Origin of the sequence: Streptomyces tibetensis (genome assembly GCF_040647715.1) — a bacterium.
GTDB lineage: Bacteria > Actinomycetota > Actinomycetes > Streptomycetales > Streptomycetaceae > Streptomyces > Streptomyces tibetensis_A.
In genome coordinates this window covers 900516-925474 of record NZ_JBEZCR010000001.1, presented here as the reverse complement: position 1 = coordinate 925474, position 24959 = coordinate 900516, and the positions used below count along the sequence as shown (strand labels likewise).

The window sequence follows — 24959 nt, the reverse complement described above, 5'->3', positions numbered from 1 at the left end:
GCGGAGTACGCCGAGCACGGGCCGGAGCAGGCCGAGTTCGCCCAGCAGGGGCCCGAACAGGCGGAGTACGCCGAGCACGGGCCGGAGCAGGCCGAGTTCGCCGAGCACGGGCCCGAACAGGCGGAGTACGCCGAGCACGGGCCGGAGCAGGCCGAGTACGCCGAGCGCGAGCCCGAGCAGGCGGAGTACGCCGACCAGGGGCCGGAGTCCGCCGGCCACCACGGGCCCGGGCGCGGGCCCGAGTCGTCCGGCTCCGCCGGCCACCCGATGCCCGCCGCCCACCCGCCCGAGACCCCGTACGCCGAGGCACCCCGCGAGTTCCCGGGCGAGTTCCCCGGGGAACCCCTTCCGGAGGCACACGCGGAAGCCGCCTCGCTCCCGCAGGACGCCCACGAAGCCTCACAGGCGGCTCACGGCGCCGGTGAGGACGCCGAGGGCGCCCCGGACGTTCCCGGGGCCCCGGAGGCCGCCGGCAGCCCCTCCGAGCCCGCTGCAGGGCCCCTGCCCGCCCCGGCGGAGGCGGACGCCGACGCCGACACCGGCCAGGAGACCGCCGACGGCGGACCCCAGGACGATCCGGACCCGGCCGAGGGCCCGGCGCCCCACCCGGCCGGCGCCCCGGACGCCCCGGCCGACGCCCCGTCCGGCAGCCTCCCCCAGGAGGAACACCCCCTCGCCTCGTACGTCCTGCGCGTCAACGGCACCGAACGCCCCGTCACCGACGCGTGGATCGGCGAGTCCCTGCTGTACGTGCTGCGCGAACGGCTCGGACTCGCGGGCGCCAAGGACGGCTGCTCACAGGGCGAGTGCGGCGCGTGCAACGTCCAGGTCGACGGGCGGCTCGTGGCGTCCTGCCTGGTCCCCGCCGTGACCGCCGCCGGCAGCGAGGTCCGTACCGTCGAGGGACTGGCCGAGGACGGCCGGCCGTCGGACGTGCAGCGGGCGCTCGCGCGCTGCGGCGCCGTGCAGTGCGGCTTCTGCATCCCCGGCATGGCGATGACCGTGCACGACCTGCTGGAGGGCAACCCGGCGCCCACCGAGCTGGAGACCCGCCAGGCGCTGTGCGGCAACCTGTGCCGCTGCTCGGGCTACCGGGGCGTGGTGGACGCCGTCAAGGACGTCGTCGCCGAACGCGAGGCCCACTCCGCGCCGGGCGACGGCGACACCGAAGAGGCCCGCATCCCGCGCCAGGCGGGCCCGGGCGCCGGTGGCGTGAACGCGTCGGCCTTCGGGGTGCCCCCGGAACCGCACGCCCCCGGACCGCACTCCCCAGAAGCGCACGACCAGCCCTACGGCCAGGACGGAGGCCCCGCGTGAGCAACGAAGCAGCCACCGCCCAGGCCGCACAGGCCGCGGAGGCCGCCCCGGCCCCGGAACCGCTCCCGCACGGCATCGGCGCCTCGCTCCCGCCCGCCGACGCCCGCGCCAAGACGGAGGGCACCTTCCCCTACGCCGCCGACCTGTGGGCCGAGGGCCTGCTGTGGGCGGCCGTGCTGCGCTCACCGCATCCGCACGCGCGCATCGTGTCCATCGACACCACCCACGCGCGCGAGATGCCCGGCGTCCGCGCCGTCGTCACCCACGAGGACATCCCCGGCAGCCCGTTGCACGGTCGCGGCACGGCCGACCGCCCGGTCTTCGCCTCCGAGGTCGTGCGCCACCACGGCGAGCCCATCGCCGCCGTGGCCGCCGACCACCCGGACACCGCGCGCATGGCGGCGGCCGCCGTCATCGTCGAGTACGAGGTGCTCGACCCGGTGACCGACCCGGAACAGGCCTTCGAGGCCGAGCCGCTGCACCCCGACGGCAACCTGATCCGGCACATCCCGCTGCGCCACGGCGACCCGGAGGCGGCCGGCGAGATCGTCGTCGAGGGCCTGTACCGGATCGGCCGTCAGGACCCCGCGCCCATCGGCGCCGAGGCGGGCCTGGCCGTGCCGCGTCCCGACGGCGGGGTGGAGCTGTACCTCGCCTCCACCGACCCGCACGCCGACCGCGACGCGGCGGCAGCCGCCTTCGGGCTGGAACCCGAGCGCGTCAAGATCGTCGTCACCGGCGTCCCCGGCGCCACGGCCGACCGCGAGGACCAGGGCTTCCAGCTTCCGCTCGGCCTGCTGGCGCTGCGCACCGGCTGCCCGGTGAAGCTCACCGCCACGCGCGAGGAGTCCTTCCTCGGTCACGTCCACCGGCACCCCACCCTGCTGCGCTACCGCCACCACGCCGACGCCGAGGGCAGACTCGTCAAGGTCGAGGCGCAGATCCTGCTCGACGCGGGTGCCTACGCCGACACCTCCGCCGAGGCCCTGGCCGCCGCCGTCGCGTTCGCCTGCGGCCCGTACGTCATTCCGAACGCCTTCATCGAAGGCTGGGCCGTACGCACCAACAACCCCCCGTCCGGCCACGTGCGCGGCGAGGGCGCCATGCAGGTCTGCGCCGCCTACGAGGCGCAGATGGACAAGATCGCCAAGAAGCTCGGCCTCGACCCGGCGGAAGTGCGGCTGCGCAACGCGCTGGCGACCGGCGACGTGCTGCCGACCGGCCAGACCGTGACCTGCCCGGCCCCGGTCGCCGAACTCCTGCAGGCCGTACGGGACGTCGAGCTGCCGCCGCTGCCCAAGGACACGCCCGAGGACGAGTGGCTGCTGCCCGGCGGACCCGAGGGCGCGGGGGAGCCGGGCGCCGTGCGCCGGGGCGTGGGCTACGGCGTGGGCATGGTGCACATGCTCGGCGCGGAGGGCGCGGACGAGGTGTCCACGGCCACGGTGAAGGTCCACGACGGGGTCGCGACGGTCCTGTGCGCGGCCGTCGAGACCGGTCAGGGCTTCACGACGCTGGCCCGGCAGATCGTCCAGGAGACGCTCGGCATCGACGAGGTGCACGTGGCGCCGGTCGACACCGACCAGCCCCCGGCGGGCGCGGGCTGCCGCGGCCGCCACACCTGGGTCTCGGGCGGAGCGGTGGAGCGCGCGGCGAAGATGGTCCGCACCCAGCTCCTCCAGCCGCTCGCCCACAAGTTCGGCATGTCGACGGAACTGCTCCAGATCACCGACGGCAAGATCACGTCGTACGACGGGGTCCTCTCCACGACCGTCACCGAGGCGCTGGACGGCAAGGAGCTGTGGGCCACCGCCCAGTGCCGCCCGCACCCGACCGAACCGCTGAACGAGACCGGCCAGGGCGACGCGTTCGTGGGCATGGCCTTCTGCGCGATCCGCGCGGTGGTGGACGTGGACATCGAGATCGGCTCCGTGCGGGTCGTGGAACTGGCCGTCGCCCAGGACGTGGGCCGCGTGCTGAACCCGGCCCAGCTCGCCGCCCGGATCGAAGCGGGCGTGACCCAGGGCGTGGGCATCGCCCTCACCGAGAACCTCCGCACGCCGCGCGGCATCGTCCGCCACCCCGACCTGACCGGTTACGCCCTCCCGACCGCCCTCGACGCCCCCGACATCCGCATCGTCCGGCTGGTCGAGGAACGGGACGTGGTCGCCCCCTTCGGGGCCAAGGCGGTCAGTGCGGTGCCGGTGGTGACGTCCCCGGCGGCCATCGCGTCGGCCGTCCGCGCCGCGACGGGCCGCCCCGTGAACCGCCTGCCGATCCGCCCCCAGGCGGCGGTGGTGACGGAACGGGGCTGAGCCTGCCCGTGCCGTCGGCCGGGGTCGCCGTGCTCCGCGCGCCGGAACCCGTCACCGGGCTTCGTCCGCGGTCACCTCGAACTGACGGCGCACCAGGGGCGCGCCAAGGACCGGAAGCGATTTCTGCGGGGAGGGAACGCACGGGGGTGCTCTGAGCGTCTTGTGAGGTGACGCGGCGTGGTCGCCGGACGCGCGTCGCTGTTCCGGGGCGTTGTCAGTGGTGGGGCGTACTGTTCTGGGCAGTGGGGAACGGCTGCCGGGCTGGCCCGGGCGGTCTGCCGTGCTCCGCCAGGGGACGGTGAGCAAGCACATGCGGGGGAGCCCATGAGTACGACCGACGCCGGTTCCGCGGTGATCACCCTGACCGAGTCCGAGCTGGACCCGTGGGTGACACACGCGTCCACGCGGCACTGGCTGACCGGCCCCGGACTCCCCGTCGACAGCGGCGTGCTGAGCTTCGAGGAGCTGAGCCGCGAGGGCCTGCGCACGGTCGCCGACTCGACCGGCGACCCGGACGACCGCCTCCCGGCCGAGCTGCGCGGGCAGTTGGTGATAGGCGGACTGCTGGGCCCCGTCGGCCTGGAGACGGAGTCGGTCCTGCTGGACGGCGCGACGGGCGAGATCTCCACGACGTACGTCCTGCACGACCGCCCCGACCTGATGGACCGCCGCCCCCTGGCCCCGTCGCTGCGGACGCTGGTCCGCTTCGCGGAGGCCACCGACGAACTGGCCGGTCTGCGCGGCCAGTTCGCCTCCTACGCGGGCCGCTACGGCCCCAAGGCGGTGGCGCAGGCCTCGCAGCACCTGCTCGCGGTCTTCCGGGACGGCGCGGACGGCGAACCGGCCCCGTTCTGGAAGATGGCGGCACTGATCCGCCCTTTGGCCCTGGTGGCGGGCCGCGGCGGCGTGTCCGGCCTGGCCCTGGACCTCCCGCACCGCCTTCTGGACCAGGAGTTCGGCCCCGGCAAGGTGGCGCGCTTCGAGGACGTCGACTTCCCCGCGACCCTCACGCACGAGCCGACCCGCCGCTTCCTGCGCGAGGTGGGCCTGCCGGAGGACGCCCACGTCTTCTCCCTGGACACGGACGTCCCCCTGGCGACGCTCGCCGAGTACTACGCCGACACCGACATCCCGGCCGGACTCCCCGCCGCGGCCCACCGCCTGATCCGCCTCGGCCACCTGGTCGAGGACAACAGCCTGGTCGTCGACGGCGCGACGGGCGCCGTGCTGAACTGGAGCGAACCCGAGGCGACGCTGTCCCCGCTCAACACGGACGTGTCGACCCTCGCCTTCACCCTCTGGCTCCTGCACCGCGAGCGTGCGATAGACGCCGAGTCGTCCCACGAGCTGACGACCGACACCTACGACCAGCTGGCCATGACGATGCTCCAGGTCCTGTCGACCGTGGACCCCACGGGCGCCACCGCCGGCAGAACGGTCCGCCACTACTGGACGGACGCGTTCCAGGACGAGGCCGGCGGGGTGCTCTGACGGAGCTGCCGTCAGACCGACTTGGCGGCGCTGCGGCGGCGCACGGCGAGGACCAGGCCGCCACCGAGCACCGCGGCGGCTGCCGCGGCACCGGCGAGGAGCGGGGTGCCGTCGGAGCCGGTCGTGGCGAGGCTGCCGCCGGTGGTGCTGCCGGTCGAGGTGCCGGTGGAGCCGCCGGTCGTGGTGCCCTCCGAGGCAGACGCGGACGCCGAGGGGGAGGCGGTGGCGCCCGTGCCGCCGGCGGCCTGCCCCTCGGGGTCGTTGCCGTTCCCGCCGTTGCCCGTACCACCGTCGGCGCCGTCCGAGGGGCTGGGCTCGGGCTCGTAGTCGCTCGGCAGGTCGATGCCGATCGAGGAGATGTTGTTGGCGCGGTTCTCGTCGTACGCGGGGGCGATGTCGTAGACGGACGACGCCTTGATCTCGCCCTCGGTGTCCTGCGCGGACTTCTTGATCTTCAAGGTGAAGGTGTACAACAGGGACTGGCCGACCTCGAGGGTCCCGTCCTGCGGCCAGCAGACGTACTTGGGCTTGCGGGGGGTCCCCTGCGGTTCACTCGGCCCGTCGATCCCGAACGGCGCGCAGTCCTTCGGCACCTTCACGGCGACGGTGCCCGGCGGGATCTGCACCAGCAGGCCGGGGAGGTCGTCGCTCTCCTGGTTCTGCACCCAGCCGGGGCCGTCGTTGCGCAGGGTCGCCGTGACCGACTGCTCCCCGCCCGCCAGCGCCTCCATCTCCTCACCGACCGCGACGAGGTCGGCGGTGTTGTCCGCGGTCAGCGTGAGCCGCCGGTAGCTGTCGTCGAACCCCTCGCCCGGGGCGTCACCGGTCGCGCTCGTGCCGTACTCGACGGACTCCATCAAAGCCTTGTCCAGGGCCTTGAAGCGGACGGGCGTGGTGATGGAGGCGCCCGGTGCGATGACCGTGTCGAGCTCGCAGAGTGCCTGCCGCACCTGGTCCTCGACGGTCGAGTAGGTGCAGCCCTTCACCTGCTCGGGGAAGTCCAGCCCGCGCGTCAGACGCACCCGGAAGGTGACCCCGTCCACGGCGGCCGTGCCCTTGTTGGTGAGGGTGACGGACTTGTCGTACACCTCACCCGGCTTGGGAGTCGCGGACGGCAGGGCCGACACGACCAGCTCGGGCTGGCCCCCCTCCGCGTGCGCCAGGGGCGCGGCGACAGCGGGACCGGCGACGGCGATCACGGCAGCGGCCAGGACGGCTGCCGAGGGGCGGAGGTGCACGGTGATTCTCCTCGTCGGATTCCTCGTCGGCCCCGAAAGGCACGACGACCGGAGCGTGGGCTACCGGTCATGTCCTGGACACCTGAGAGGCGCTTGGGGTTGTGCGGGACTTCTCCGGGCCGGACATCGCAAGCTGCGCCGGTTCCGGACGCTCGGCGGATTGCCCCGTTGCGCCCCTGAACGCGCCCTTCCCGGCCCCTGAACTCCCGCAGATGCTCGGAGGTATGGGGGACACAGACGAGTCGAGCATCATCCCGTTACCAGGCCCCGACGGACACCGGCAGCGGCCCGCTGATGCGCCGCGGCCGTGGGAGAACACCGACCGGGCCCAGGCGGCGACGGAGGGCGCCACCGGGCCCGAGCCGCCCGCCCCGCCCCAATGCCCGCACTGCGGGCTGACCGGTGAGCGGCACGCCACCTACTACGGCACGCATGTCCTCCTCGAACCGGGCATGCCGGTACCCGCGCACATGGTGCCCGCATGGCACCGCTGGTACGTGGACTCGGACGGCACGGCGTGGAACAGCCGCGAGGACCAGCCCGCACCCGGTGCGGTGTGCCGCGTCCCGCACCGCATCGCCTGCCCCGGTCTGAGCCCGGAGGAGGCGGGCATCTGGCGATGGCTGGACGCGGTACGCGCGGAGAACGCACGCAGGGCACGCCGAAAGGCCGACGGCGACACCGACCCGGCGGCACTTCCGGACGCCGGCTGACGCGCGAACCCGACGGGCACGTGACCGCGAGCTGTGACGCCAGGCTGTCCATGGAGGCCGTGGCGGGATTCGAACCCACGTAACTCGCTTTGCAGGCGAGCCCCTCAACCACTCGGGCACACGGCCGTGACCGAGTTCGCATGCTCACTGCCGTGGCGGGGTTCGGACCCACGTAGCTCCCCGCGAGCGGAGCTCGCTGATGGATGCGGCGCAGGCGAGCCCCTCAACCACTCGGGCACACGGCCTTGTTCGGACCGAAGTCGAACTCGGTGCGATGACCGTACGGGGCCTTCGACGTGCGGTTCAAGGGCATCCGGTGGGGCGCAACGCGACTGCCATACGCCGTTCATGAAAGGCGGTGGCCATAGGGGAGGGCGTAAGACCAAGGTCTCAGGTCGGGACCGTCTCGCGACAGGGGCCAAAGGGGCGCGTGGACCTTACGCTGGCGGGCATGCCTGACTCCAAGCCGCGTGACGCCGATGTCGTGGGTACTGCCGTCCCGTCCTCCCTCGCCGGGGGAGACGAAGGTGTGCTGGGGCCGGGACACCGGGCGTTGAGCGTCGGGATCGTCTCCGTCGTGCTGCTCATCGCCTTCGAGGCGACCGCCGTGGGGACGGCGATGCCCGTGGCCGCCCGGGAGCTGGACGGGGTGTCCCTGTACGCGTTCGCGTTCTCCGGGTACTTCACGACCAGCCTGTTCGGGATGGTGCTCTCCGGGCAGTGGTCCGACCTGCGCGGCCCCCTGGGGCCGTTGACGACGGGCATCGCCTCCTTCGGGGCCGGGCTGCTGCTGTCGGGGACCGCCGCGACGATGTGGGTGTTCATCCTGGGGCGGGCCGTGCAGGGGTTCGGCGGCGGGTTGGTGATCGTCGCGCTGTACGTCGTCGTCGGGCGGGCCTACCCGGAGCGGTTGCGGCCCGCCATCATGGCCGCCTTCGCCGCGAGCTGGGTCCTCCCGTCGATCGTCGGTCCGCTCGCCGCCGGCACGGTGACCGAGCAGTTGGGATGGCGGTGGGTGTTCGTCGGGATACCCGTGCTCGTCGTCTTCCCGCTCGCGCTCGCACTGCCGCAGATACGGCGCCGCGCGTCCGGCCCGGCGGGGCACACCGGGCCCCGAGCTGCCGAGTCCACCGCGGCGCCGAGCCCCGACCTGCCGGTCCCCGCGGAACGGACAGCCCTCGCCGACCGGCCTGCCCCGTCCGATCCGGTCCGGGCAGCCGACCGGGCCGCTCCGCCGGAAGGACCGCGTGCCTCCTTCGACCGTCGGCGCATCCGGCTCGCCCTGGCCATCTCCCTCGGGGCCGGACTGCTCCAGTACGCCGCCCAGGACTTGCGTCCCCTCTCGCTGCTGCCGGGTGCGCTCGGCGTCACCCTGCTCGTGCCCGCCGTGCTCGGGCTGCTTCCGCGCGGCACCTACCGGGCCGCTCGCGGGCTGCCGTCCGTCGTACTGCTGCGCGGCGTCGCCGCCGGGTCCTTCATCGCCGCCGAGTCGTTCGTGCCGCTGATGCTGGTCACCCAGCGCGGGCTCAGCCCCACCCTGGCCGGGTTCTCGCTCGCCGCGGGCGGTGGGACGTGGGCGCTGGGGTCCTGGGTGCAGTCCCGGTCGCGGACGGAGCCGTACCGGGAGCGGCTGACCACGGTCGGGATGCTCCTGGTCGCCGCGGCCATCGCGACGGCGCCGAGCGTGCTGATCGACTCCGTGCCCGTCTGGACCGTGGCCGTCGCCTGGGCCTTCGGCTGCTTCGGGATGGGACTCGTGATCTCCTCCACGAGCGTCCTCCTGCTGAAGCTCTCCGCCCCCGAGGAAGCCGGCGCCAACTCCGCCGCGCTGCAGATCTCCGACGGCCTCTCCAACGTCGTCCTGCTGTCCGCCGGCGGTGCGGCCTTCGCCGCGCTCGGCGGCGGCGCGCTCTCCCACACGACCACCCACACCTCCGGCTCCCACCCGGCCGCCTTCACCGCGGTGTTCCTGCCGATGGCGGCGGTCGCGCTGGCCGGGGCCTGGGTGTCGACCCGGTTGCGGGAACGACGGCCGTAGCACCGTCCCTCGCCCCCAGGGGCGTCGACCCGGCCGAAGGGCCCAGGAGGTGGCCTTCGCGCCGTCCCGTGGACATCGCCTCCGGGGCCCACGGGGCGTCGGGAGGATCGCGGGGCGGTCGCGGGGGCTGTGACGTCGGTCCCACCCGCAGATGCCCTGGCCCGGTCCGCGCGTCGACCGGCTCGGGGCGCCGGTAGGGTGGCCCGGTTGTCATACGTAGCCGAGCCGTCAGGCTCCCTCGCACGAGCCGCCCGACCCCCAACGGAGACCGTGACTACCACCGCCGGCACCAGTTCCGCCTCGCACCACCTGTCCCCGGCGTTCCCCGGCCGCGCCCCCTGGGGTACCGCCAGCAAGCTGCGCGCCTGGCAGCAGGGCGCGATGGAGAAGTACATCCAGGAGCAGCCGCGGGACTTCCTCGCGGTCGCCACCCCCGGCGCCGGCAAGACGACCTTCGCGCTGACGCTCGCGTCCTGGATGCTGCACCACCACGTCGTCCAGCAGGTGACGGTGGTGGCGCCGACCGAGCACCTGAAGAAGCAGTGGGCCGAGGCCGCGGCGCGGATCGGCATCAAGCTGGACCCGGAGTACAGCGCCGGGCCGCTCGGCCGGGAGTACCACGGGGTCGCCGTGACGTACGCGGGTGTCGGTGTCCGGCCCATGCTGCACCGGAACCGGGTGGAGCAGCGCAAGACGCTCGTCATCCTCGACGAGATCCACCACGCCGGTGACAGCAAGTCCTGGGGCGAGGCCTGCCTCGAGGCCTTCGAGCCCGCGACGCGACGGCTCGCCCTGACCGGTACGCCCTTCCGGTCCGACACCAACCCCATCCCCTTCGTGACGTACGAGGAGGGGAACGACGGGATCCGGCGCTCCGCCGCCGACTACACCTACGGCTACGGCAACGCCCTCGCGGACAACGTGGTGCGGCCCGTCATCTTCCTCTCCTACAGCGGCAACATGCGCTGGCGCACCAAGGCCGGTGACGAGATCGCCGCCCGGCTCGGCGAGCCCATGACCAAGGACGCCGTCAGCCAGGCCTGGCGGACCGCCCTCGACCCGCGCGGTGAGTGGATGCCGTCCGTGCTGCGCGCCGCCGACCAGCGCCTGACCGAGGTCCGGAAGGCCATCCCGGACGCGGGCGCCCTCGTCATCGCCTCCGACCAGGACTCGGCGCGTGCGTACGCCAAGCTCATCCGGGAGATCACCGGCGACAAGGCGACCCTCGTGCTGTCGGACGACTCCGGGGCCTCCGAGCGGATCGACGAGTTCAGCGCCAACAACGACCGGTGGATGGTCGCGGTGCGGATGGTGTCCGAGGGCGTCGACGTGCCGCGGCTCGCGGTCGGCGTGTACGCCACCACCATCTCGACCCCGCTCTTCTTCGCCCAGGCCGTCGGGCGTTTCGTACGGTCCCGGCGGCGTGGCGAGACCGCCTCCGTGTTCCTGCCGACCGTGCCCGACCTGCTCTCCTTCGCCAACGAGATGGAGCGCGAGCGCGACCACGTCCTCGACAAGCCCAAGAAGGAGGGCGAGGAGGACCCGTACGCCGAGTCCGAGAAGGAGATGGACGAGGCGAACCGGGAGCAGGACGAGGACACCGGCGAGCAGGACATGCTGCCCTTCGAGGCGCTGGAGTCCGACGCCGTCTTCGACCGGGTCATGTACAACGGCGCCGAGTTCGGCATGCAGGCCCACCCGGGCAGCGAGGAGGAGCAGGACTACCTCGGCATCCCGGGGCTGCTGGAGCCCGACCAGGTGCAGCTGCTGCTCCAGAAGCGGCAGGCCAAACAGATCTCGCACAGCCGCAAGAAGCCGGACGCGGAAGCCGACCTGCTCGAAGTGCCCGCCGAGCGGCGGCCCGTGGTCTCCCACAAGGAGATGATGGAGTTGCGGCGCCGGCTCAACACGATGGTCGGCGCCTACGTCCACCAGAGCGGCAAGCCGCACGGGGTGATCCACACGGAGCTGCGTCGCGTGTGCGGGGGGCCTCCGGCGGCGGAGGCGACGGCGGGGCAGCTGCAGCAGCGGATCGCCAAGGTGCAGGAGTGGGCGACCCGGATGAAGTGAGCTTCCGTGGTCCATCGGCTGCGGCTTGTGTGTGGCTGAGCGCGCCCACGCGGCGGAGCCGCACATCGGCACAGCCCCGCGCCCCCGTGGGGGCGCTCATACCGCCGCAAATTCCAGCACTACGCCCGTCTGTGTGCCCGGATTCTGGACGGAGACTTCCGCTCAGCGAACCTGCTTCGCTACTGTCCCGCTACGCACACGCCCCGTGGCAGCGCCGCCGCGGAGCGCAGCCGTGAAGCGACGCGGTCCGGACAGGCCGGGCCGCCGACCGATCGGCGGCCTCTGAAGCGCGTCACCGACGGGACTCGGTGACGCATCCGCCGACCGGGGAGCCGCCGACCTCACCACTAAGGAGTGGGCGTCGTGACCGCGGAGACCTCCCAGACGCTCGACCGGGGACTGCGTGTCCTCAAGCTGCTCGCCGACACGGACCACGGGCTGACCGTGACCGAACTCTCCCTCCGGCTGGGAGTGAACCGGACCGTCGTGTACCGGTTGCTCGCCACGCTGGAACAGCACGCCCTCATACGCCGTGACCTGGGCGGGCGTGCCCGGGTCGGGCTCGGCGTGCTGCGTCTGGGGCGCCAGGTCCATCCGCTGGTGCGGGAGGCCGCGATGCCGGCGCTGCGGTCACTGGCCGAGGACATCGGCGCGACGGCGCACCTGACCATGGTCGACGGGGCGGACGCGCTGGCCGTGGCCGTCGTTGAGCCGACCTGGACGGATTATCACGTCGCCTACCGCGCCGGGTTCCGCCATCCCCTGGACCGGGGCGCCGCCGGCAAGGCGATACTCGCGGCCCGGCAGCACCCGATGGCCGAACCCGGTTACATGCTGACCCACGGGGAGCTGGAGGCGGGCGCCTGGGGGGCCGCGGCACCGCTGCTGGGCGTGACGGGCGTCGAGGGCAGCGTGGGCGTGGTGATGCTGGCCGAGGCGGTGCCCGAACGGGTGGGGCCGAGGGTGGTCGACGCGGCCCGGGAGGTCGCGGAGGCCCTGCGCTGACAGCCGGCCGCCCGCCCGCACCGGCGCGGGACGCCGGCCGTCGGCCACCTGCCGCACCGGTGGCCGGACTCGCGCCGAGGACCCGAGGCTTCCCCGCACCGGCGCGGGACGCCGTGCGCCGGCCGTCGGCCCCCTGCCCTACCGGTGGCCACACGCCGTGCGCCGGCGCCGGAGGCCTCTCCGCTCGGGCCCCCGACGCCCTGGTCCCGGCCGTATCTCCGTGCCGCGTTAGATTGACCCCGTGTTCTCTCGCCTCACGCGCCCCCAGGCCATCGCCGTCTGCGCCCTGCCCGTCGTGGCCCTGCTCGCGACGGCGGTGTTCGCGCCGCTGCCGTTCTCGGTGGCGCAGCCGGGGCTGACGGCGAACGTGCTCGGCGACAACAAGGGCACGGAGGTGATCACCATCTCCGGTGCGCCGGTCCGGCACACCGAGGGCCAGCTGCGGATGACCACCATCGAGGCGACCTCCCCGGACACCCGGGTCTCGTTCCCCGACGTCATCGACAGCTGGTTCCGCACCGACCAGGCGGTCATGCCGCGCGACTCCGTCTACCCGAGCGGGGACAACGTCAAGGAGATCGAGCAGCACAACGAGCGGCAGATGAAGGAGTCCCAGGACGCGGCGACGCAGGCCGCGCTGGGGTACCTCGGCCTCGACGACAAGGACGTCAAGGTCAGCCTGAAGCTCGCGGACGTGGGCGGCCCCAGCGCGGGGCTGCTCTTCTCCCTCGGCATCATCGACAAGCTCGACGGCGACGGCACGGGTGGGGATCTCACCGGTGGCCGGGTCATCGCCGGTACGGGCACGATCGACGCGGCCGGCCGGGTCGGTGCGGTGGGGGGCGTCGCCCTCAAGACCCAGGCCGCGAAGCGGGACGGGGCGACGGTGTTCCTGGTCCCCAAGGCGGAGTGCGGTGACGCTCGCGCCGAGCTTCCGAAGGGGCTGCGGCTGATTCCGGTGACCACGCTGAAGAGCACGGTGAGTTCACTGGTGGCCCTGGAGACGGGGAAGGGTTCCGTCCCCGGCTGCTAGTGGGCCGGGACCGGCCCGGGCCGGGCGGCGAGCTTCAGCCCGACCTCGATGAGGGCCCAGCCCACACGCGTACGGAGTTCGGGGCGGTGCGCCGGACGGGGTTCGGTCTCGGCGCGGAGTTCGGCGGCGCGGGCGTGGTGCAGTGCGAGGTGGATGTCCGGGTGCATGGCTGACCCTTCAGTCGGTGCGGACGGGGAAGGCGTGCGTGTGGATGCGGATCTGCTCGGTGCCGGGTGCGTCCTCGGCGGCGGCGCGGTCGCGGTAGGTCTCGACCAGGTCGTGCATCTTCTCGACGAGTTCGCGGGTCAGTTCGGGAGTGAGACTCAGCGTCGCGCTGCTCATGTCCCAGGAGTCGCTCCATTCCTCGGGCCATGAGTCGCGGTTGCCCAGCCACGTGGACAGGTCCCGGGCGTGCGTGGTGGCGACCTCGTGCAGGTACAGGTCCGCCGCGCCGCGCACGGCCGGATCGGAGTCGGTGAGCAGGGCGTCGTCGAAGCGGAGGCCGTGGTGCGTCGCCTTCCACCAGCGCTCGCGCCCCTTGCCGTGCTCGGGTGCGTCCTCGATGAAGCCGTACTCCGCGAGTTGGCGCAGGTGGTAGCTGGTGGCCCCGCTGGACTCGTGCAGTTTCTGGGCCAGTTGCGACGCGGTTGCCGGGCCGCCGAAGCGCAGGGCGTCCAGCAGCTGCATGCGCAGGGGGTGTGCCAGTCCCCGCAGGGATCGGGCGTCGAGTTGTCGTACGGAGGTGTTCTCGGGCTCGCTCACGATGCAAAGGTAGCGTTGCAAAGCTCTCTTTGCAACGGTCTCTTTGTAACTCACCCCTCCTCGACGAACCCCTCCTCCACCATCCAGTCCAGCGCCACCTGGTGCGGATCCTCCCCGTCCACGTCCACCTTCGCGTTCAGCGTCTGCGCCACGGAGTTGTCCAGCTTCGCCGTCACCGGGTTCAGGACCTCCGCGATCGCCGGCCACTCCTTCAGGGACTTGGCGTTGATCATCGGCGCGGCGTTGTAGTTGGGGAAGAACTTCTTGTCGTCGTCCATCACCACCAGGTTCATGGACTTGATGCGCCCGTCGGTGGTGAACACCTCCCCGTACGTGCAGTTGCCCTTCGCGGTCTGCGTGTAGATGATCCCGGTGTCCATCTGCGTGATGTTCCGCGCGGGCACGCTCATGCCGTAGGCCTTCTGCATGCCCGGCAGCCCGTCCGCCCGGTTCGCGAACTCCACCTCCACGCACAGCTTCACGGCCCCCGGATCGGACTTCGCCAGCTTCGCCACCTCCGACATGGTCTTCGTGCCGTACTTCCTCGCGTTCTGCTGGTTCATCGCCAGCGCGTACGTGTTGTCGAGCTTCGACGGCGGCAGCCAGACCAGCCCGTTCCTCGCGTCCTCCTTCTTCACCGCCTCCCACTGCTCCCGCGGATCGGTGATCGGCCTGCTGCGCCCGAGGTACGTGATCCAGGCCGTGCCCGTGTACTCGTACCCGGCGTCCGCATCGCCCTTGCGGACCGCCTCGCGGCTGCCGATGGATCCCTGGATGCCGGTGCGGTCGATGACGTCCGCTCCGGCCGCCTCGAAGGCGATGCCCATGACCGAGCCGAGGATCAGCTGTTCGGTGAACGACTTCGACGTCACCGTCAGATGCGCGCCCTTCAGCGGCTCACCCCGGCCGATCGAGCCCGGCTTCACATCGTCGGTCAGGGGAGAGCCGCTGGTCAGGCCGCAGCCGGCCGCTGCCAGCAGCAGGCCGGCGGACACCAGGCGCGTCGGCCTTCTCATGGCTGCAACCCCCGCGGGCGCAGCAGCAGTTCGACGATCGACGCCAGCCAGTCCACCAGCAGCGCCAGCACCACCGTGAGGACCGAGCCCAGCACCAGCACCGGCATCCGCTGGTTGGTGATCCCGGTCGTGATCAGCACACCGAGGCCGCCGCCCCCGCCGAAGACCGCCAAGGTCGCCGTACCGACGTTCAGGACGAGGGCCGTGCGCACACCCGCGAGGATCAGCGGGACCGCGAGCGGCAGTTCCACCCGCCTCAGCACCCCGGTGGGGGACATGCCGATCCCGCGGGCCGCCTCCAGCAGGGTCGGGTCGTTCGCCTTCAGGCCTGTGATCGTGTTGGAGAGCACCGGCAGGATGGCGTAGATGATCATGCCGATCAGTGCGGCCCTGCGGCCGATGCCCAGCCAGATCACCAGGAGGGCGAGCAGGCCGATCGCCGGGGTCGCCTGGCCCGTGTTGGCGAACGCCATCGCCACCGGGGTGGCCCTGCTCATCGCCCCGCGGGTCAGCAGGATGCCCAGCGGGATCGCGATGATCAGCACGAAGAACGTGGAGATCGCGGTCAGCTGGATGTGCTGCCACAGCGCCTTGGTGACCTGGCCGCCCGACAGGGCGTTGCGGGTGAGCGCGTCCAGGTCGGCCTGCTGGAACCAGAGCCAGGTGGCGAGCAGCACGGCGATCAGGGCGACCGGCAGGAACGTCAGCTTCTGCCAGGTCAGACGGGCGGGCGCCCGCTCCGCCGGGGGCGCCTCCTCGACCGGCTCGGAGGTCTCCCCGACCTCCGTGGCCGTCACCGCTCCCCTCCCGGGCCGCCCACGCCCGCCGGGCCCGCGGCCCCCTCCTGCTCGGCATGCGTCTGCGAGGCCCGCAGCGACTGGAGTTCGTGCTGGTGCTCCATCGCGTCGAGCCGGTCCGCCTCCAGCATCTCGTGCACGGAGTTCATCAGGGTCTCCATGTCGACGACGCCCGTGTACTCGCCGCGCCGCCCGGTCACCGCCACCCGCCCGGCGTTGTCGGTGAGCACCGCCTCCAGCGCGTCGCGCAGGGTCGCGTCCCGGGTGACCGTGTCGTTCACCAGGGTTCCGGCACGGGCCAGCGAGCCCCGGGCCCGCATCAGGTCGCCGCGCCGCAGCCACTTGTAGGGACGACCGCGCCGGTCGAGCAGCAGGATCTCGTTGCTGCCGCTGGTCCGCAGCTCGTTGAAGATCTGCTGCAACGGGTCGTCGACCGTGACCGTCGGATAGTCGGTGATCTCCACGTCCCGTACGCGGGTCAGGTTCAGGCGCTTCAGCGCCGCGCCCGCGCCCACGAATCCCGACACGAAGTCGTCCGCCGGGTTGGTGAGGATCGCCTCGGGGGTGTCGAACTGTGCGATGTGCGACCGCTCGCGCAGCACGGCGATCCGGTCGCCGATCTTGATCGCCTCGTCGAAGTCGTGGGTGACGAAGACGATCGTCTTGTGCAGCTCGTGCTGCAGGCGGATCAGCTCGTCCTGGAGGTGGTCGCGGGTGATCGGGTCCACCGCCCCGAACGGCTCGTCCATCAGCAGCACCGGCGGATCGGCGGCCAGCGCCCGGGCCACGCCCACGCGCTGCTGCTGTCCGCCGGAGAGCCGGCGCGGGTAGCGGCCGTGGAACTCCCCGGGGTCGAGGCCGACGAGGTCGAGGAGCTCCTCGGTCCGCTCCTTGATCCGTGCCTTCGGCCAGCCGATCATCCTCGGGACGAGCCCGATGTTCTGCGCGACCGTCATGTGCGGGAAGAGCCCGGCGGACTGGATGGCGTAGCCGACCTTGCGGCGCAGCTTGACCGGGTCCATGTCGGTGACGTCCTCGCCGCCGATGCGGATGCGACCGCCGGTCGGCTCGATCAGCCGGTTGATCATCTTGAGCGTGGTGGACTTCCCGCAGCCCGAGGGGCCGACCAGGACGACGACCTCGCCCGCCTTGATCTGCATGCTCACGTTGTCCACGGCCGGCTGCGCACTGCCCGGATAGCGCTTGGTCAGGCCCTCCAGCTCGATGGAGGCACCGTGGTCACCGGTCTCAGGCACGGATCCCCCTGGGAATGGTCAGCCGCCCGATCAGGACGTAGGCGGCGTCGAACAGCAGCGCCAGGATGATGATGCCGAGCGTGCCCGCGAGGACCTGGTTGAGTGCGTTGGCGCTGCCCAGCGAGGCGAGGCCGCGGAAGATGACGTTGCCGAGTCCGGGGCCGGAGGCGTACGCCGCGATGGCCGCGATGCCCATCAGCATCTGGGTGGAGACGCGGATCCCGGTCAGGATCGGCGGCCAGGCCAGCGGCAGCTCGATCCGCAGCAGCCGGGCCGGCCGGGACATCCCGATGCCCGTGGCCGCGTCCACCAGCGCCGGATCGACCCCGCGCAGTCCGACGATCGCGTTGCGCACGACCGGCAGCAGCCCGTACAGCGTCAAAGCGATCACCGTGGGCGGCACTCCGAGGCCCACCAGGGGGATGAGCAGACCGATCAGGGCGAGCGCCGGCACGGTCAGGATGGTGGCGGTGGTGGTGGTCGCCAGGTTCCCGGCCCACTCGCTGCGATAGGTGACCACACCGATCAGCACCCCGAGCGCCGTCGCGACGACCATGCACTGGAAGACCACGCTCGCGTGCTGGTAGGCGTCCGTGAGCAGCTGCTGGTGCCGGTTGACCAGGTACTCCCAGAAGTTCACACGCGCTCACCCCTACACGTCAGGTCTCCTCCGCGGCCTGCTCCACGAGCGGGATGATCCGCAGCGGAACGGGGTTCTCCATGACGATCGCCGTGGAGGCCCGGACGATGCCATCAAAACCGACGACCCGGTCGATCACACGCTGGAGATCGGCGTTGGAGCGGGCCACGAGACGGCACAGCATGTCCCCGGAGCCGGTGGTCGTGTGCAGCTCCAGCACCTCCGGCACGGTCGCCAAGTGCGCCCGTACGTCCGCCCCTTGCCCCTGCCGGATCTGCAGCGTCGCGAACGCCGTGACGGGATAGCCGAGCGCGGCCGGGTCCACCTGCGGACCGAATCCGCGGATGACTCCGTTCGACTGAAGCCGGTCCAGCCGCGCCTGCGCGGTGCCCCGGGCCACCCCCAGCCGCCGGGACATCTCCAGCACCCCGATCCGCGGCTCCCGGGCCAGCAGCAGAATGATCCGGCCGTCCAGATGATCGATCGCCACAGCCGCCTCCCGGCATGGTCATCCTGTACAGAACGGCCGACGATACGGCCGTGTTGCTGAACAGATTGCCCAGCCGAAACGCAAACTATTGCGCACCTTGCCGGGCAGGGAGACCCTGCGGCTATGACGCAGACCACACACCACACTCCCGACACCGCCCGGCAGGCCGACCCCTTCCCGGTCAAGGGAATGGACGCGGTCGTCTTCGCCGTGGGCAACGCCAAGCAGGCGGCGCACTACTACTCCACCGCCTTCGGCATGAAGCTGGTCGCGTACTCCGGACCGGAGAACGGCAGCCGCGAGACCGCCGCGTACGTCCTGGAGAACGGCTCCGCCCGCTTCGTCCTCACCTCGGTCATCAAGCCCACCACGGACTGGGGCCACTTCCTCGCGAAGCACGTGGCCGAACACGGCGACGGTGTCGTCGACCTCGCCATCGAGGTCCCGGACGCGCGCGTCGCCTACGCCTACGCCCTGGAGCACGGCGCCCGCTCGGTCGCCGAGCCGTACGAGCGGAAGGACGAGCACGGCACGGTCGTCCTGGCCGCCATCGCCACCTACGGCGAGACCCGCCACACCCTCGTCGAGCGCTCCGGCTACGACGGCCCGTACCTGCCCGGCTTCGTCGCGGCCAAGCCGATCGTCGAGCCGCCCGCCCAGCGCACCTTCCAGGCGATCGACCACTGCGTCGGCAACGTCGAGCTCGGCAGGATGAACGAGTGGGTCGGCTTCTACAACAAGGTGATGGGCTTCACGAACATGAAGGAGTTCGTGGGCGACGACATCGCAACCGAGTACAGCGCCCTGATGTCGAAGGTCGTCGCCGACGGCACGCTCAAGGTCAAGTTCCCGATCAACGAGCCGGCCATCGCCAAGAAGAAGTCCCAGATCGACGAGTACCTGGAGTTCTACGGCGGCGCGGGCGTGCAGCACATCGCGCTCAACACGAACGACATCGTGCAGACGGTCCGCACGATGCGCGCGGCCGGCGTCGAGTTCCTCAACACGCCCGACTCCTACTACGACACGCTGGGGGAGTGGGTCGGCGAGACCCGCGTGCCGATCGACACCCTGCGCGAACTGAAGATCCTCGCCGACCGCGACGAGGACGGCTACCTGCTGCAGATCTTCACCAAGCCGGTCCAGGACCGTCCGACCGTCTTCTTCGAGATCATCGAACGCCACGGCTCGATGGGCTTCGGCAAGGGCAACTTCAAGGCCCTGTTCGAGGCGATCGAGCGTGAGCAGGAGCGCCGCGGCAACCTGTAGCCGCCGTGCCGCGCGGATCGTGCGGTGCCGCGGGTCGTGGGGTGTCACGGTCGTGCGGGTGTCACGGGGCACCCGCACGACCCACCCCTGCCGTCCCGCCCCTGCCGTCCCGGCACCCGGGCAGCCCAAGGCTGCCGCCGACGGGTTCACACCGGTGGCACCGGGTGCGAACCTGTGATCATGAGCCGTATCGAAGCGCCCCGCTCCGAGGACACCGCAGCGACCGGCGACCTCGTGGATCTGCTGCTCGGCGGCCTGCCCGCCGAAGCGGTCCTCACCGACCCCGACGTCACGGCCTCCTACGCCAACGACATGGCGAGCTTCTGCCCGGCCGGCAGCCCGGCCGTGGTCGTGCTGCCCCGTACGACCGAGCAGGTCCAGCACGTGATGCGCACGGCCACCGCCCTGCGCGTCCCCGTCGTCCCGCAGGGCGCCCGCACCGGACTGTCCGGCGCCGCCAACGCCTCCGACGGCTGCATCGTGCTGTCCCTGACGAAGATGGACCGGATCCTGGAGATCAACCCGGTCGACCGCATCGCCGTCGTCGAGCCCGGCGTCGTCAACGCCGCCCTGTCCAGGGACGTCGGCGAACACGGCCTCTACTACCCGCCGGACCCCTCCAGCTGGGAGATGTGCACCATCGGCGGCAACATCGGCACCGCCTCCGGCGGCCTGTGCTGCGTGAAGTACGGGGTGACCGCCGAGTACGTCCTCGGCCTCGACGTCGTCCTCGCCGACGGCCGCCTGATGTCCACCGGCCGCCGCACCGCCAAGGGCGTCGCCGGCTATGACCTGACCCGGCTGTTCGTCGGTTCCGAGGGCTCGCTCGGCATCGTCGTACGGGCCGTCCTCGGGCTGCGCCCCAAGCCGCCCGAGCAGCTGGTGCTGGCCGCCGAGTTCGCCTCGGCCGCCGCCGCCTGCGACGCCGTGTGCCGGATCATGGAGGGCGGCCACGTCCCGTCACTCCTCGAACTCATGGACCGTACGACGGTCAAGGCCGTCAACGCGATGGCGCAGATGGGCCTGCCCGAGAGCACCGAGGCGCTGCTGCTGGCCGCGTTCGACACCACCGCGCCCGCCGCCGACCTGGCCGCCGTCGGGGCCCTGTGCGACGCGGCCGGTGCCACCCAGGTGGTCCCCGCCGACGACGTGACCGAGTCCGAACTGCTGCTCCAGGCCCGGCGGTTGTCGCTCACCGCGCTGGAGGCGGTCAAGGGCGTGACGATGATCGACGACGTGTGCGTGCCCCGCTCCCGGCTCGCCGAGATGCTCGAAGGGGTGGACCGGATCGCCGGGAAGTACCAGCTCACCATCGGGGTCGTGGCCCACGCGGGCGACGGCAACACCCACCCGACGGTCTGTTTCGACCCGGCGGACCCCGACGAGTCCCGCCGCGCCCGCGAGTCCTTCGACGAGATCATGGCCCTCGGCCTCGAACTCGGCGGCACCATCACCGGCGAACACGGCGTCGGCGTCCTGAAGAAGGAGTGGCTGGCGCGCGAGATCGGCCCCGTGGGCATGGAGATGCAACGGGCCGTCAAGCAGGCCTTCGACCCGCTGAACATCCTGAACCCGGGCAAGCTCTTCTGAGGCCCGGCCCCTCTCACTGGGCGAGCAGCTGGGCCAGTTCGTCGTCCAGCCCGAGCTGCTCACCCTCCGTCCCCGGCGGCACCACCCGCAGCGTGCGCTCCAGCCAGGCCGACACCGCCGCCGCCGGAGCCTCCAGCAGGGCGTCCCCGTCGGGTGAACTCAGCGCCATCAGCACGACGCTGCGCCCCTCCGCCCTGGTCGGCCACACCCGCACGTCCCCCTGCCCGCAGGGCCGGAACACGCCCTCCACCAGCAGGTCCCGGGCGAACGTCCAGTACACCGGGTGCTCGGTGTCGGTGTGGAAGGTGACGTGGACGGCGTAGGGGTCGTCCGTGAGGTACCCGAGCCGGGCGGGCACCGGGATCCTGCGCTCGGGCGACAGGACGAGCTTCAGCTCCAGTTCCCGCTCCACGACGGTGTGCATGGCGGTCTTCCCTTCTCCTGACGGCTGCCCTCGAGGGCCGGTCAGGAGGAGAGAGCGGGCCGCGGCCACGGCATTACGCGGCTTGCCGGAAGTTTTTTCGCAGGGGGAACCGTTCCGAGGGGCCCGGGGCGTAGCACATCGGTGCTCGAAAGGGGCGGGTCCGGTGGGAGCGGCCGTGGGGCTTGCGCTCGTCTGATAGATGTGGAGGCCCCCATTTGGCCCCCGAGCAGATACGGGACGACGGACATGAGCGCCCCAACCCCGGCCCCCGGTGACGACAGGCCCCGCGAAGGGTATTACCCGGACCCTTCCATCCCTGGATATGTCCGGTACTGGAACGGTGCCTCCTGGGTGCCGGGCACCAGCCGGCCGGCGCCCGGGGAGGGCGAGTCGCTCGCGCCGCCGCCCGGAGCGGGGGCGGCGCAGCCCGCCTCGGTCGAGGAGACCGGCCCGCACTTCTTCGACGAGGACCCGGTCGCGGAGCCGTCCGAGTCGCCCTCGGCCGCCGACGCGCAGCACGGCAGCCGTCCCGAACCTGCCTCCGCCTGGGGCGCCGACCGCTCCCGGCAGACGGGCTTCGGCGGCGACCACGACCGCCGTGTCTCGTGGGGCGCGCCGCAGGGGGCGCAGGGCGCGGCCCCGCAGGGCGCCCAGGGCGGTGACCCGAGGCTGCCACACGCCGACCGGCGGCCCGACGGGGAGCCCGCCCGCGCCGACGGCACCGGCGACGTCGCCCCGGCCGACCGGGAGGCGCAGGCCGCGGCGGGGGGCAGCACGTTCGTGTTCCGCCGCCCGACGGGGAAGCCCGGGGGAGAGGCGGCCCCGGCCGACACCCCCGACGACGGCACGATGACGTTCCGCGCGGTGTCCCCACGCCCGGGCCCGGCCGGTGGGCCGGGGGCGGCGGACGGTGGCGCGCCCGGGCCCGGGTTCGGCGCGCAGGCCGGGGCGGTCGGCGGTGGCTTCGGGCCGGCCGGCTCGGGCAGTGGCTCGGCGGCGCCCGCCTCCGGCGGCCGGTCCGGTGCGGCGGGGGCCGGCCAGAGCCCGTCGGGGCCCGCGTTCGGCGCGCAGGCCGGGCCGACCGGTTCCGGCAGCGGCTCAGCGGGGCCCGGCTTCGGCGCCGGCAAGGCGGCCGCCGCCCGGGCCTCCGCCGCGCAGGTGGCGGCCGGGACTGCCGCCGCCCAAGCCGCCGGGGCCGCCCCGACGGCACTGTCCGGACCGCAGGCCGCCCCCACGGTCCCCCCGCAGTCCGGCGCGCCCGGCAGCGCACAGCCCGCCGCCTCCGCTGCGCCGCTCAGCCCCGGGCCCGGCGGCGGCCAGTCCTCCTGGGCGCAGCAGGTGCACCGGCTCGCCGGATCCGGAGGCGGTGACGAGCAGCCCGTCGCGCCCTGGAAGCCGCCGGTCGAGGACGTGTTCCAGGCGGCCGCCCGGCGCCAGGCCGAGGCCCGCCCCGCCGGACTCGGCAAGCGTCTCGTCGCCCGGCTGCTGGACACCGTCGTCCTCGCCGCCCTCACCGCCACGGCCGCCGTACCGCTCGGCACCGCGGCGATCGACCACGTCAACGAGAAGATCGACGCGGCCAAGCTCTCCGGCGAGACGGTCACGGTCTGGCTGCTCGACGGCACCACCTCCGTCCACCTCGGCATCATCCTGGCCGTCCTGCTGCTCGCCGGTGTCCTGTGCGAGGTGCTGCCCACCGCCAAGTGGGGCCGCACCCTCGGCAAGAAGCTCATGGGCCTCGAGGTGAGGGACATCGAGGGGCACGACTCCCCGGAGTTCGGCGCGGCCCTGCGCCGCTGGCTGGTCTACAGCCTGCCCGGGCTCCTCGTCGTCGGGATCGTCGGCATGGCCTGGTGCCTCTTCGACCGGCCCTGGCGCCAGTGCTGGCACGACAAGGCGGCGCACACGTTCGTGGCGGGCTGAGCTCCCTCGGACAGCCGTCTGCCGGATGCGGAGGGCGGGGGTTCGCGGTCGACTCGGCCCATGAGCAGTGAACCGCCCCCCGGCTCCGGTCAGCAGCCGCCGGATGAAGACCCGTTCAGGAAGCGCCCCCCGAACGACCATCCCGGCGACGGCACTGGCACGCCCCCGGCCGGCGAACCCCCGCCGTACGGGGGAGACCCTGGCGGTGGCCCAGGTGGCCCAGGTGGCCCAGGTGGCCCCGGCGCTCCTGGCGGTGGCCCGGGTGGCCCCGAGGGCCCCGGCGGTGGCCCGGGCGGCGGGTTCGGCAGCGGCCCGCCCGGTGGTGGTCCCCCCGGTGGCGGCCCCTACGGCGGTGATCCGTACGGCGGCGGCTCCTACCCCACCGATCCCCTCGCCGGCATGCCCCCGCTCGGCGACAGCGTCCAGCGCACGCTCGCGCGCATCATCGACATGATCCTGGTCGGTGCCGTCGTCTGGCTGCTCAGCTGGGGCTTCAACGTCGACGAGTACGACGTGGACAGCGACCGCATCGAGCTCGGCAGGTCGCTCTGGCAGTCCGTGGTCGCCGCCGTCCTCTACATCGCCTACGACACCGTCCTGACCGCCAGGACCGGCCAGACCCTCGGCAAGAAGTTGCTGCGTATGCGCGTGGCCAGACTGGACGACGGTTCCACGCCCTCCGTGCAGACCGCGCTGACGCGCGCCGCGGTGCTGTGGCTCCCGTTCGCCTTCTGCTGCTTCTGCTTCTGGATCGCGATCTCGGGCGGCTGGAGCTACTTCGACCGGCCCTACAAACAGGGCCTGCACGACAAGGCGGCCAAAACGGTCGTGGTCAGCACCAGATGAGGCGACTGGGGAACCGCGGGCGGTGAAGAGGGGTCAGCGGGTGGTCAGGAGGCCGCCCGTTCGCGCACCGGCTCCGGGGCCGGTGCCGGGACCGAGGCCCGGAGCGGTTCGGGGGGAGCGGGCTGTTCCACCGCGGCCGGGCGCTTCCCGGGCAGTGGCACCGTCATGGCGACCAGCAACCCGAGGGCGAGCGCCGCGAGGGCGATCACCGCGATCCCCGCGCCCGAACTCGTCTGGGACAGCAGCAGCATGGCGAGGGTGGAGAAGATCACGGTGCACGCACCGTAGGCGAGCTGTGCGGCAGTCGGACGGGGCATGGCCATCATGTCCTCGAATGTGGGGTCCACGGGGTGTCGGCCCGGCAATCCGCCGGCTTGAGGGCGTTCCGCCGAACGACATTCTCTCGGGCAGGGTGCCCGACCGGAACCGGCGGTAAGCGTGACCTAATCAACAAGGGCGGTGCACGGGGGGCGCACGGAGTCATGACGTCCATGTAGTGGACATGTGCACGCGCCCGCACGGCCGGTCGGAGGGACGCGGGACAACCGTTTGGTTGTCCGTAAAACGAACCTCGTCTCCGCATAATGCACTTGACCTGTCCAAGTCAAGGTCTGTCTTTTCTTCTAAACCTCTAGTCAAATGTCGTCACTTGACTACACGCGTTGATCACGCGCGCGCGGACCTTCCACGACCGGGACCCCGCCTGCCGCGCGCACGAACGCGGGG

22 protein-coding genes and 1 tRNA gene are annotated in these 24959 nt (G+C 72.4%); 12 read left to right on the top strand and 11 right to left on the bottom strand.

Features of this window, described 5'->3' with window-relative positions:
* The 3 genes from AB0B29_RS04180 to AB0B29_RS04170 form a co-directional block, all read left to right on the top strand.
* Positions 1-1317, top strand: a 1317-nt coding sequence (locus AB0B29_RS04180) for a 2Fe-2S iron-sulfur cluster-binding protein (RefSeq protein WP_362233669.1), incomplete at its 5' end; no start/stop codon positions are given.
* Positions 1314-3632, top strand: a complete 2319-nt coding sequence (locus AB0B29_RS04175; protein WP_362233666.1) for a xanthine dehydrogenase family protein molybdopterin-binding subunit — start codon at positions 1314-1316, stop codon at positions 3630-3632. The genes AB0B29_RS04180 and AB0B29_RS04175, both read left to right, overlap by 4 nt.
* Positions 3633-3956: 324 nt before the next feature.
* Positions 3957-5123, top strand: a complete 1167-nt coding sequence (locus AB0B29_RS04170; protein ID WP_362233664.1) for an SUKH-4 family immunity protein — start codon at positions 3957-3959, stop codon at positions 5121-5123.
* An 11-nt stretch (positions 5124-5134) separates the two neighbouring features.
* Here the strand turns inward: AB0B29_RS04170 and AB0B29_RS04165 are convergent, their stop codons facing one another.
* Positions 5135-6361, bottom strand: a complete 1227-nt coding sequence (locus AB0B29_RS04165; RefSeq protein WP_362233662.1) for an LPXTG cell wall anchor domain-containing protein — start codon at positions 6359-6361, stop codon at positions 5135-5137.
* Positions 6362-6585: 224 nt separating this feature from the next.
* Between AB0B29_RS04165 and AB0B29_RS04160 the strand changes: the two genes are divergently transcribed.
* Positions 6586-7074: a DUF6083 domain-containing protein gene (locus AB0B29_RS04160; RefSeq protein ID WP_362233659.1), complete on the top strand. Its 489-nt coding sequence runs from the start codon at positions 6586-6588 to the stop codon at positions 7072-7074.
* A 51-nt stretch (positions 7075-7125) separates the two neighbouring features.
* Here AB0B29_RS04160 and AB0B29_RS04155 read toward each other — a convergent pair.
* Positions 7126-7200: transfer RNA gene (locus AB0B29_RS04155), tRNA-Cys, on the bottom strand.
* Positions 7201-7525: 325 nt separating this feature from the next.
* Between AB0B29_RS04155 and AB0B29_RS04150 the strand changes: the two genes are divergently transcribed.
* The 4 genes from AB0B29_RS04150 (at position 7526) to AB0B29_RS04135 (ending at position 13220) form a co-directional block, all read left to right on the top strand.
* Entirely contained in the window at positions 7526-9112 is a 1587-nt protein-coding gene (locus AB0B29_RS04150) for an MFS transporter (protein ID WP_362233656.1), read from the top strand.
* A gap of 270 nt (positions 9113-9382) precedes the next feature.
* A complete protein-coding gene (locus tag AB0B29_RS04145) occupies positions 9383-11182 on the top strand; it encodes a DEAD/DEAH box helicase (RefSeq protein WP_362233653.1) in 1800 nt (599 codons plus the stop codon).
* A gap of 363 nt (positions 11183-11545) precedes the next feature.
* A complete protein-coding gene (locus tag AB0B29_RS04140; protein WP_351628082.1) occupies positions 11546-12187 on the top strand; it encodes an IclR family transcriptional regulator in 642 nt (213 codons plus the stop codon).
* A 241-nt stretch (positions 12188-12428) separates the two neighbouring features.
* Positions 12429-13220 (top strand): S16 family serine protease, encoded by a 792-nt coding sequence (locus AB0B29_RS04135; RefSeq protein WP_362233650.1) that lies wholly within the window; start codon positions 12429-12431, stop codon positions 13218-13220.
* On the opposite strand, the gene AB0B29_RS04130 is transcribed toward AB0B29_RS04135, so the two are convergent.
* Genes AB0B29_RS04130 through AB0B29_RS04100 form a run of 7 tightly spaced genes read right to left on the bottom strand, consistent with a single transcriptional unit; the run spans position 13217 to position 18181 of the window.
* Positions 13217-13387, bottom strand: coding sequence for a hypothetical protein (locus AB0B29_RS04130; protein WP_362233648.1), 171 nt, complete (start codon positions 13385-13387; stop codon positions 13217-13219). The two genes, AB0B29_RS04135 and AB0B29_RS04130, sit on opposite strands and share 4 nt — an antisense overlap.
* A 10-nt stretch (positions 13388-13397) precedes the next feature.
* Positions 13398-13985: an ArsR/SmtB family transcription factor gene (locus AB0B29_RS04125; RefSeq protein WP_436845787.1), complete on the bottom strand. Its 588-nt coding sequence runs from the start codon at positions 13983-13985 to the stop codon at positions 13398-13400.
* A 47-nt stretch (positions 13986-14032) separates the two neighbouring features.
* On the bottom strand, positions 14033-14998 hold the full coding sequence (locus tag AB0B29_RS04120) for a glycine betaine ABC transporter substrate-binding protein (RefSeq protein WP_362233643.1): 966 nt from the start codon (positions 14996-14998) through the stop codon (positions 14033-14035).
* Positions 14995-15795 (bottom strand): ABC transporter permease, encoded by an 801-nt coding sequence (locus tag AB0B29_RS04115; protein WP_362233640.1) that lies wholly within the window; start codon positions 15793-15795, stop codon positions 14995-14997. Before AB0B29_RS04115 ends, AB0B29_RS04120 begins: the two co-directional genes overlap by 4 nt.
* Entirely contained in the window at positions 15792-17051 is a 1260-nt protein-coding gene (locus tag AB0B29_RS04110; RefSeq protein ID WP_362233638.1) for a betaine/proline/choline family ABC transporter ATP-binding protein, read from the bottom strand. The genes AB0B29_RS04115 and AB0B29_RS04110 overlap by 4 nt, the downstream gene beginning before the upstream one ends.
* Positions 17044-17691 (bottom strand): ABC transporter permease, encoded by a 648-nt coding sequence (locus tag AB0B29_RS04105; protein WP_234845622.1) that lies wholly within the window; start codon positions 17689-17691, stop codon positions 17044-17046. The genes AB0B29_RS04110 and AB0B29_RS04105 overlap by 8 nt, the downstream gene beginning before the upstream one ends.
* Before the next feature lie 19 nt (positions 17692-17710).
* Entirely contained in the window at positions 17711-18181 is a 471-nt protein-coding gene (locus AB0B29_RS04100; RefSeq protein WP_362233635.1) for an Lrp/AsnC family transcriptional regulator, read from the bottom strand.
* A 123-nt stretch (positions 18182-18304) separates the two neighbouring features.
* Between AB0B29_RS04100 and hppD the strand changes: the two genes are divergently transcribed.
* Both hppD and AB0B29_RS04090 read left to right on the top strand, forming a co-directional pair.
* The gene (gene hppD, locus AB0B29_RS04095) at positions 18305-19450 is read left to right on the top strand and encodes a 4-hydroxyphenylpyruvate dioxygenase (RefSeq protein WP_362233632.1); all 1146 of its coding nucleotides are present in this window, start codon (positions 18305-18307) and stop codon (positions 19448-19450) included.
* A 174-nt stretch (positions 19451-19624) separates the two neighbouring features.
* Positions 19625-21040: an FAD-binding oxidoreductase gene (locus tag AB0B29_RS04090; RefSeq protein ID WP_362233630.1), complete on the top strand. Its 1416-nt coding sequence runs from the start codon at positions 19625-19627 to the stop codon at positions 21038-21040.
* A gap of 13 nt (positions 21041-21053) precedes the next feature.
* Here the strand turns inward: AB0B29_RS04090 and AB0B29_RS04085 are convergent, their stop codons facing one another.
* Positions 21054-21464, bottom strand: a complete 411-nt coding sequence (locus AB0B29_RS04085; protein WP_362233627.1) for an SsgA family sporulation/cell division regulator — start codon at positions 21462-21464, stop codon at positions 21054-21056.
* A gap of 246 nt (positions 21465-21710) precedes the next feature.
* Between AB0B29_RS04085 and AB0B29_RS04080 the strand changes: the two genes are divergently transcribed.
* Complete coding sequence (locus tag AB0B29_RS04080; protein WP_362233624.1) at positions 21711-23387, top strand: RDD family protein; 1677 nt, start codon at positions 21711-21713, stop codon at positions 23385-23387.
* Between the two features lie 60 nt (positions 23388-23447).
* The gene (locus AB0B29_RS04075; protein ID WP_362233621.1) at positions 23448-24233 is read left to right on the top strand and encodes an RDD family protein; all 786 of its coding nucleotides are present in this window, start codon (positions 23448-23450) and stop codon (positions 24231-24233) included.
* A gap of 44 nt (positions 24234-24277) precedes the next feature.
* Here AB0B29_RS04075 and AB0B29_RS04070 read toward each other — a convergent pair whose 3' ends face one another.
* Entirely contained in the window at positions 24278-24556 is a 279-nt protein-coding gene (locus tag AB0B29_RS04070) for a hypothetical protein (protein WP_436845786.1), read from the bottom strand.
* Between the last annotated feature and the right edge of the window lie 403 nt (positions 24557-24959).

Bases quoted from the DNA above. Each gene is read 5' to 3' on its own strand.
- AB0B29_RS04170 (WP_362233664.1), top strand. From the start codon at position 3,957: ATGAGTACGACCGACGCCGGTTCCGCGGTGATCACCCTGACCGAGTCC.
- AB0B29_RS04160 (WP_362233659.1), top strand. From the start codon at position 6,586: ATGGGGGACACAGACGAGTCGAGCATCATCCCGTTACCAGGCCCCGAC.
- AB0B29_RS04150 (WP_362233656.1), top strand. From the start codon at position 7,526: ATGCCTGACTCCAAGCCGCGTGACGCCGATGTCGTGGGTACTGCCGTC.
- AB0B29_RS04130 (WP_362233648.1), bottom strand. From the start codon at position 13,387: ATGCACCCGGACATCCACCTCGCACTGCACCACGCCCGCGCCGCCGAA.
- AB0B29_RS04120 (WP_362233643.1), bottom strand. From the start codon at position 14,998: ATGAGAAGGCCGACGCGCCTGGTGTCCGCCGGCCTGCTGCTGGCAGCG.
- hppD (WP_362233632.1), top strand. From the start codon at position 18,305: ATGACGCAGACCACACACCACACTCCCGACACCGCCCGGCAGGCCGAC.
- AB0B29_RS04085 (WP_362233627.1), bottom strand. From the start codon at position 21,464: ATGCACACCGTCGTGGAGCGGGAACTGGAGCTGAAGCTCGTCCTGTCG.
- AB0B29_RS04080 (WP_362233624.1), top strand. From the start codon at position 21,711: ATGAGCGCCCCAACCCCGGCCCCCGGTGACGACAGGCCCCGCGAAGGG.
- AB0B29_RS04075 (WP_362233621.1), top strand. From the start codon at position 23,448: ATGAGCAGTGAACCGCCCCCCGGCTCCGGTCAGCAGCCGCCGGATGAA.
- AB0B29_RS04070 (WP_436845786.1), bottom strand. From the start codon at position 24,556: ATGGCCATGCCCCGTCCGACTGCCGCACAGCTCGCCTACGGTGCGTGC.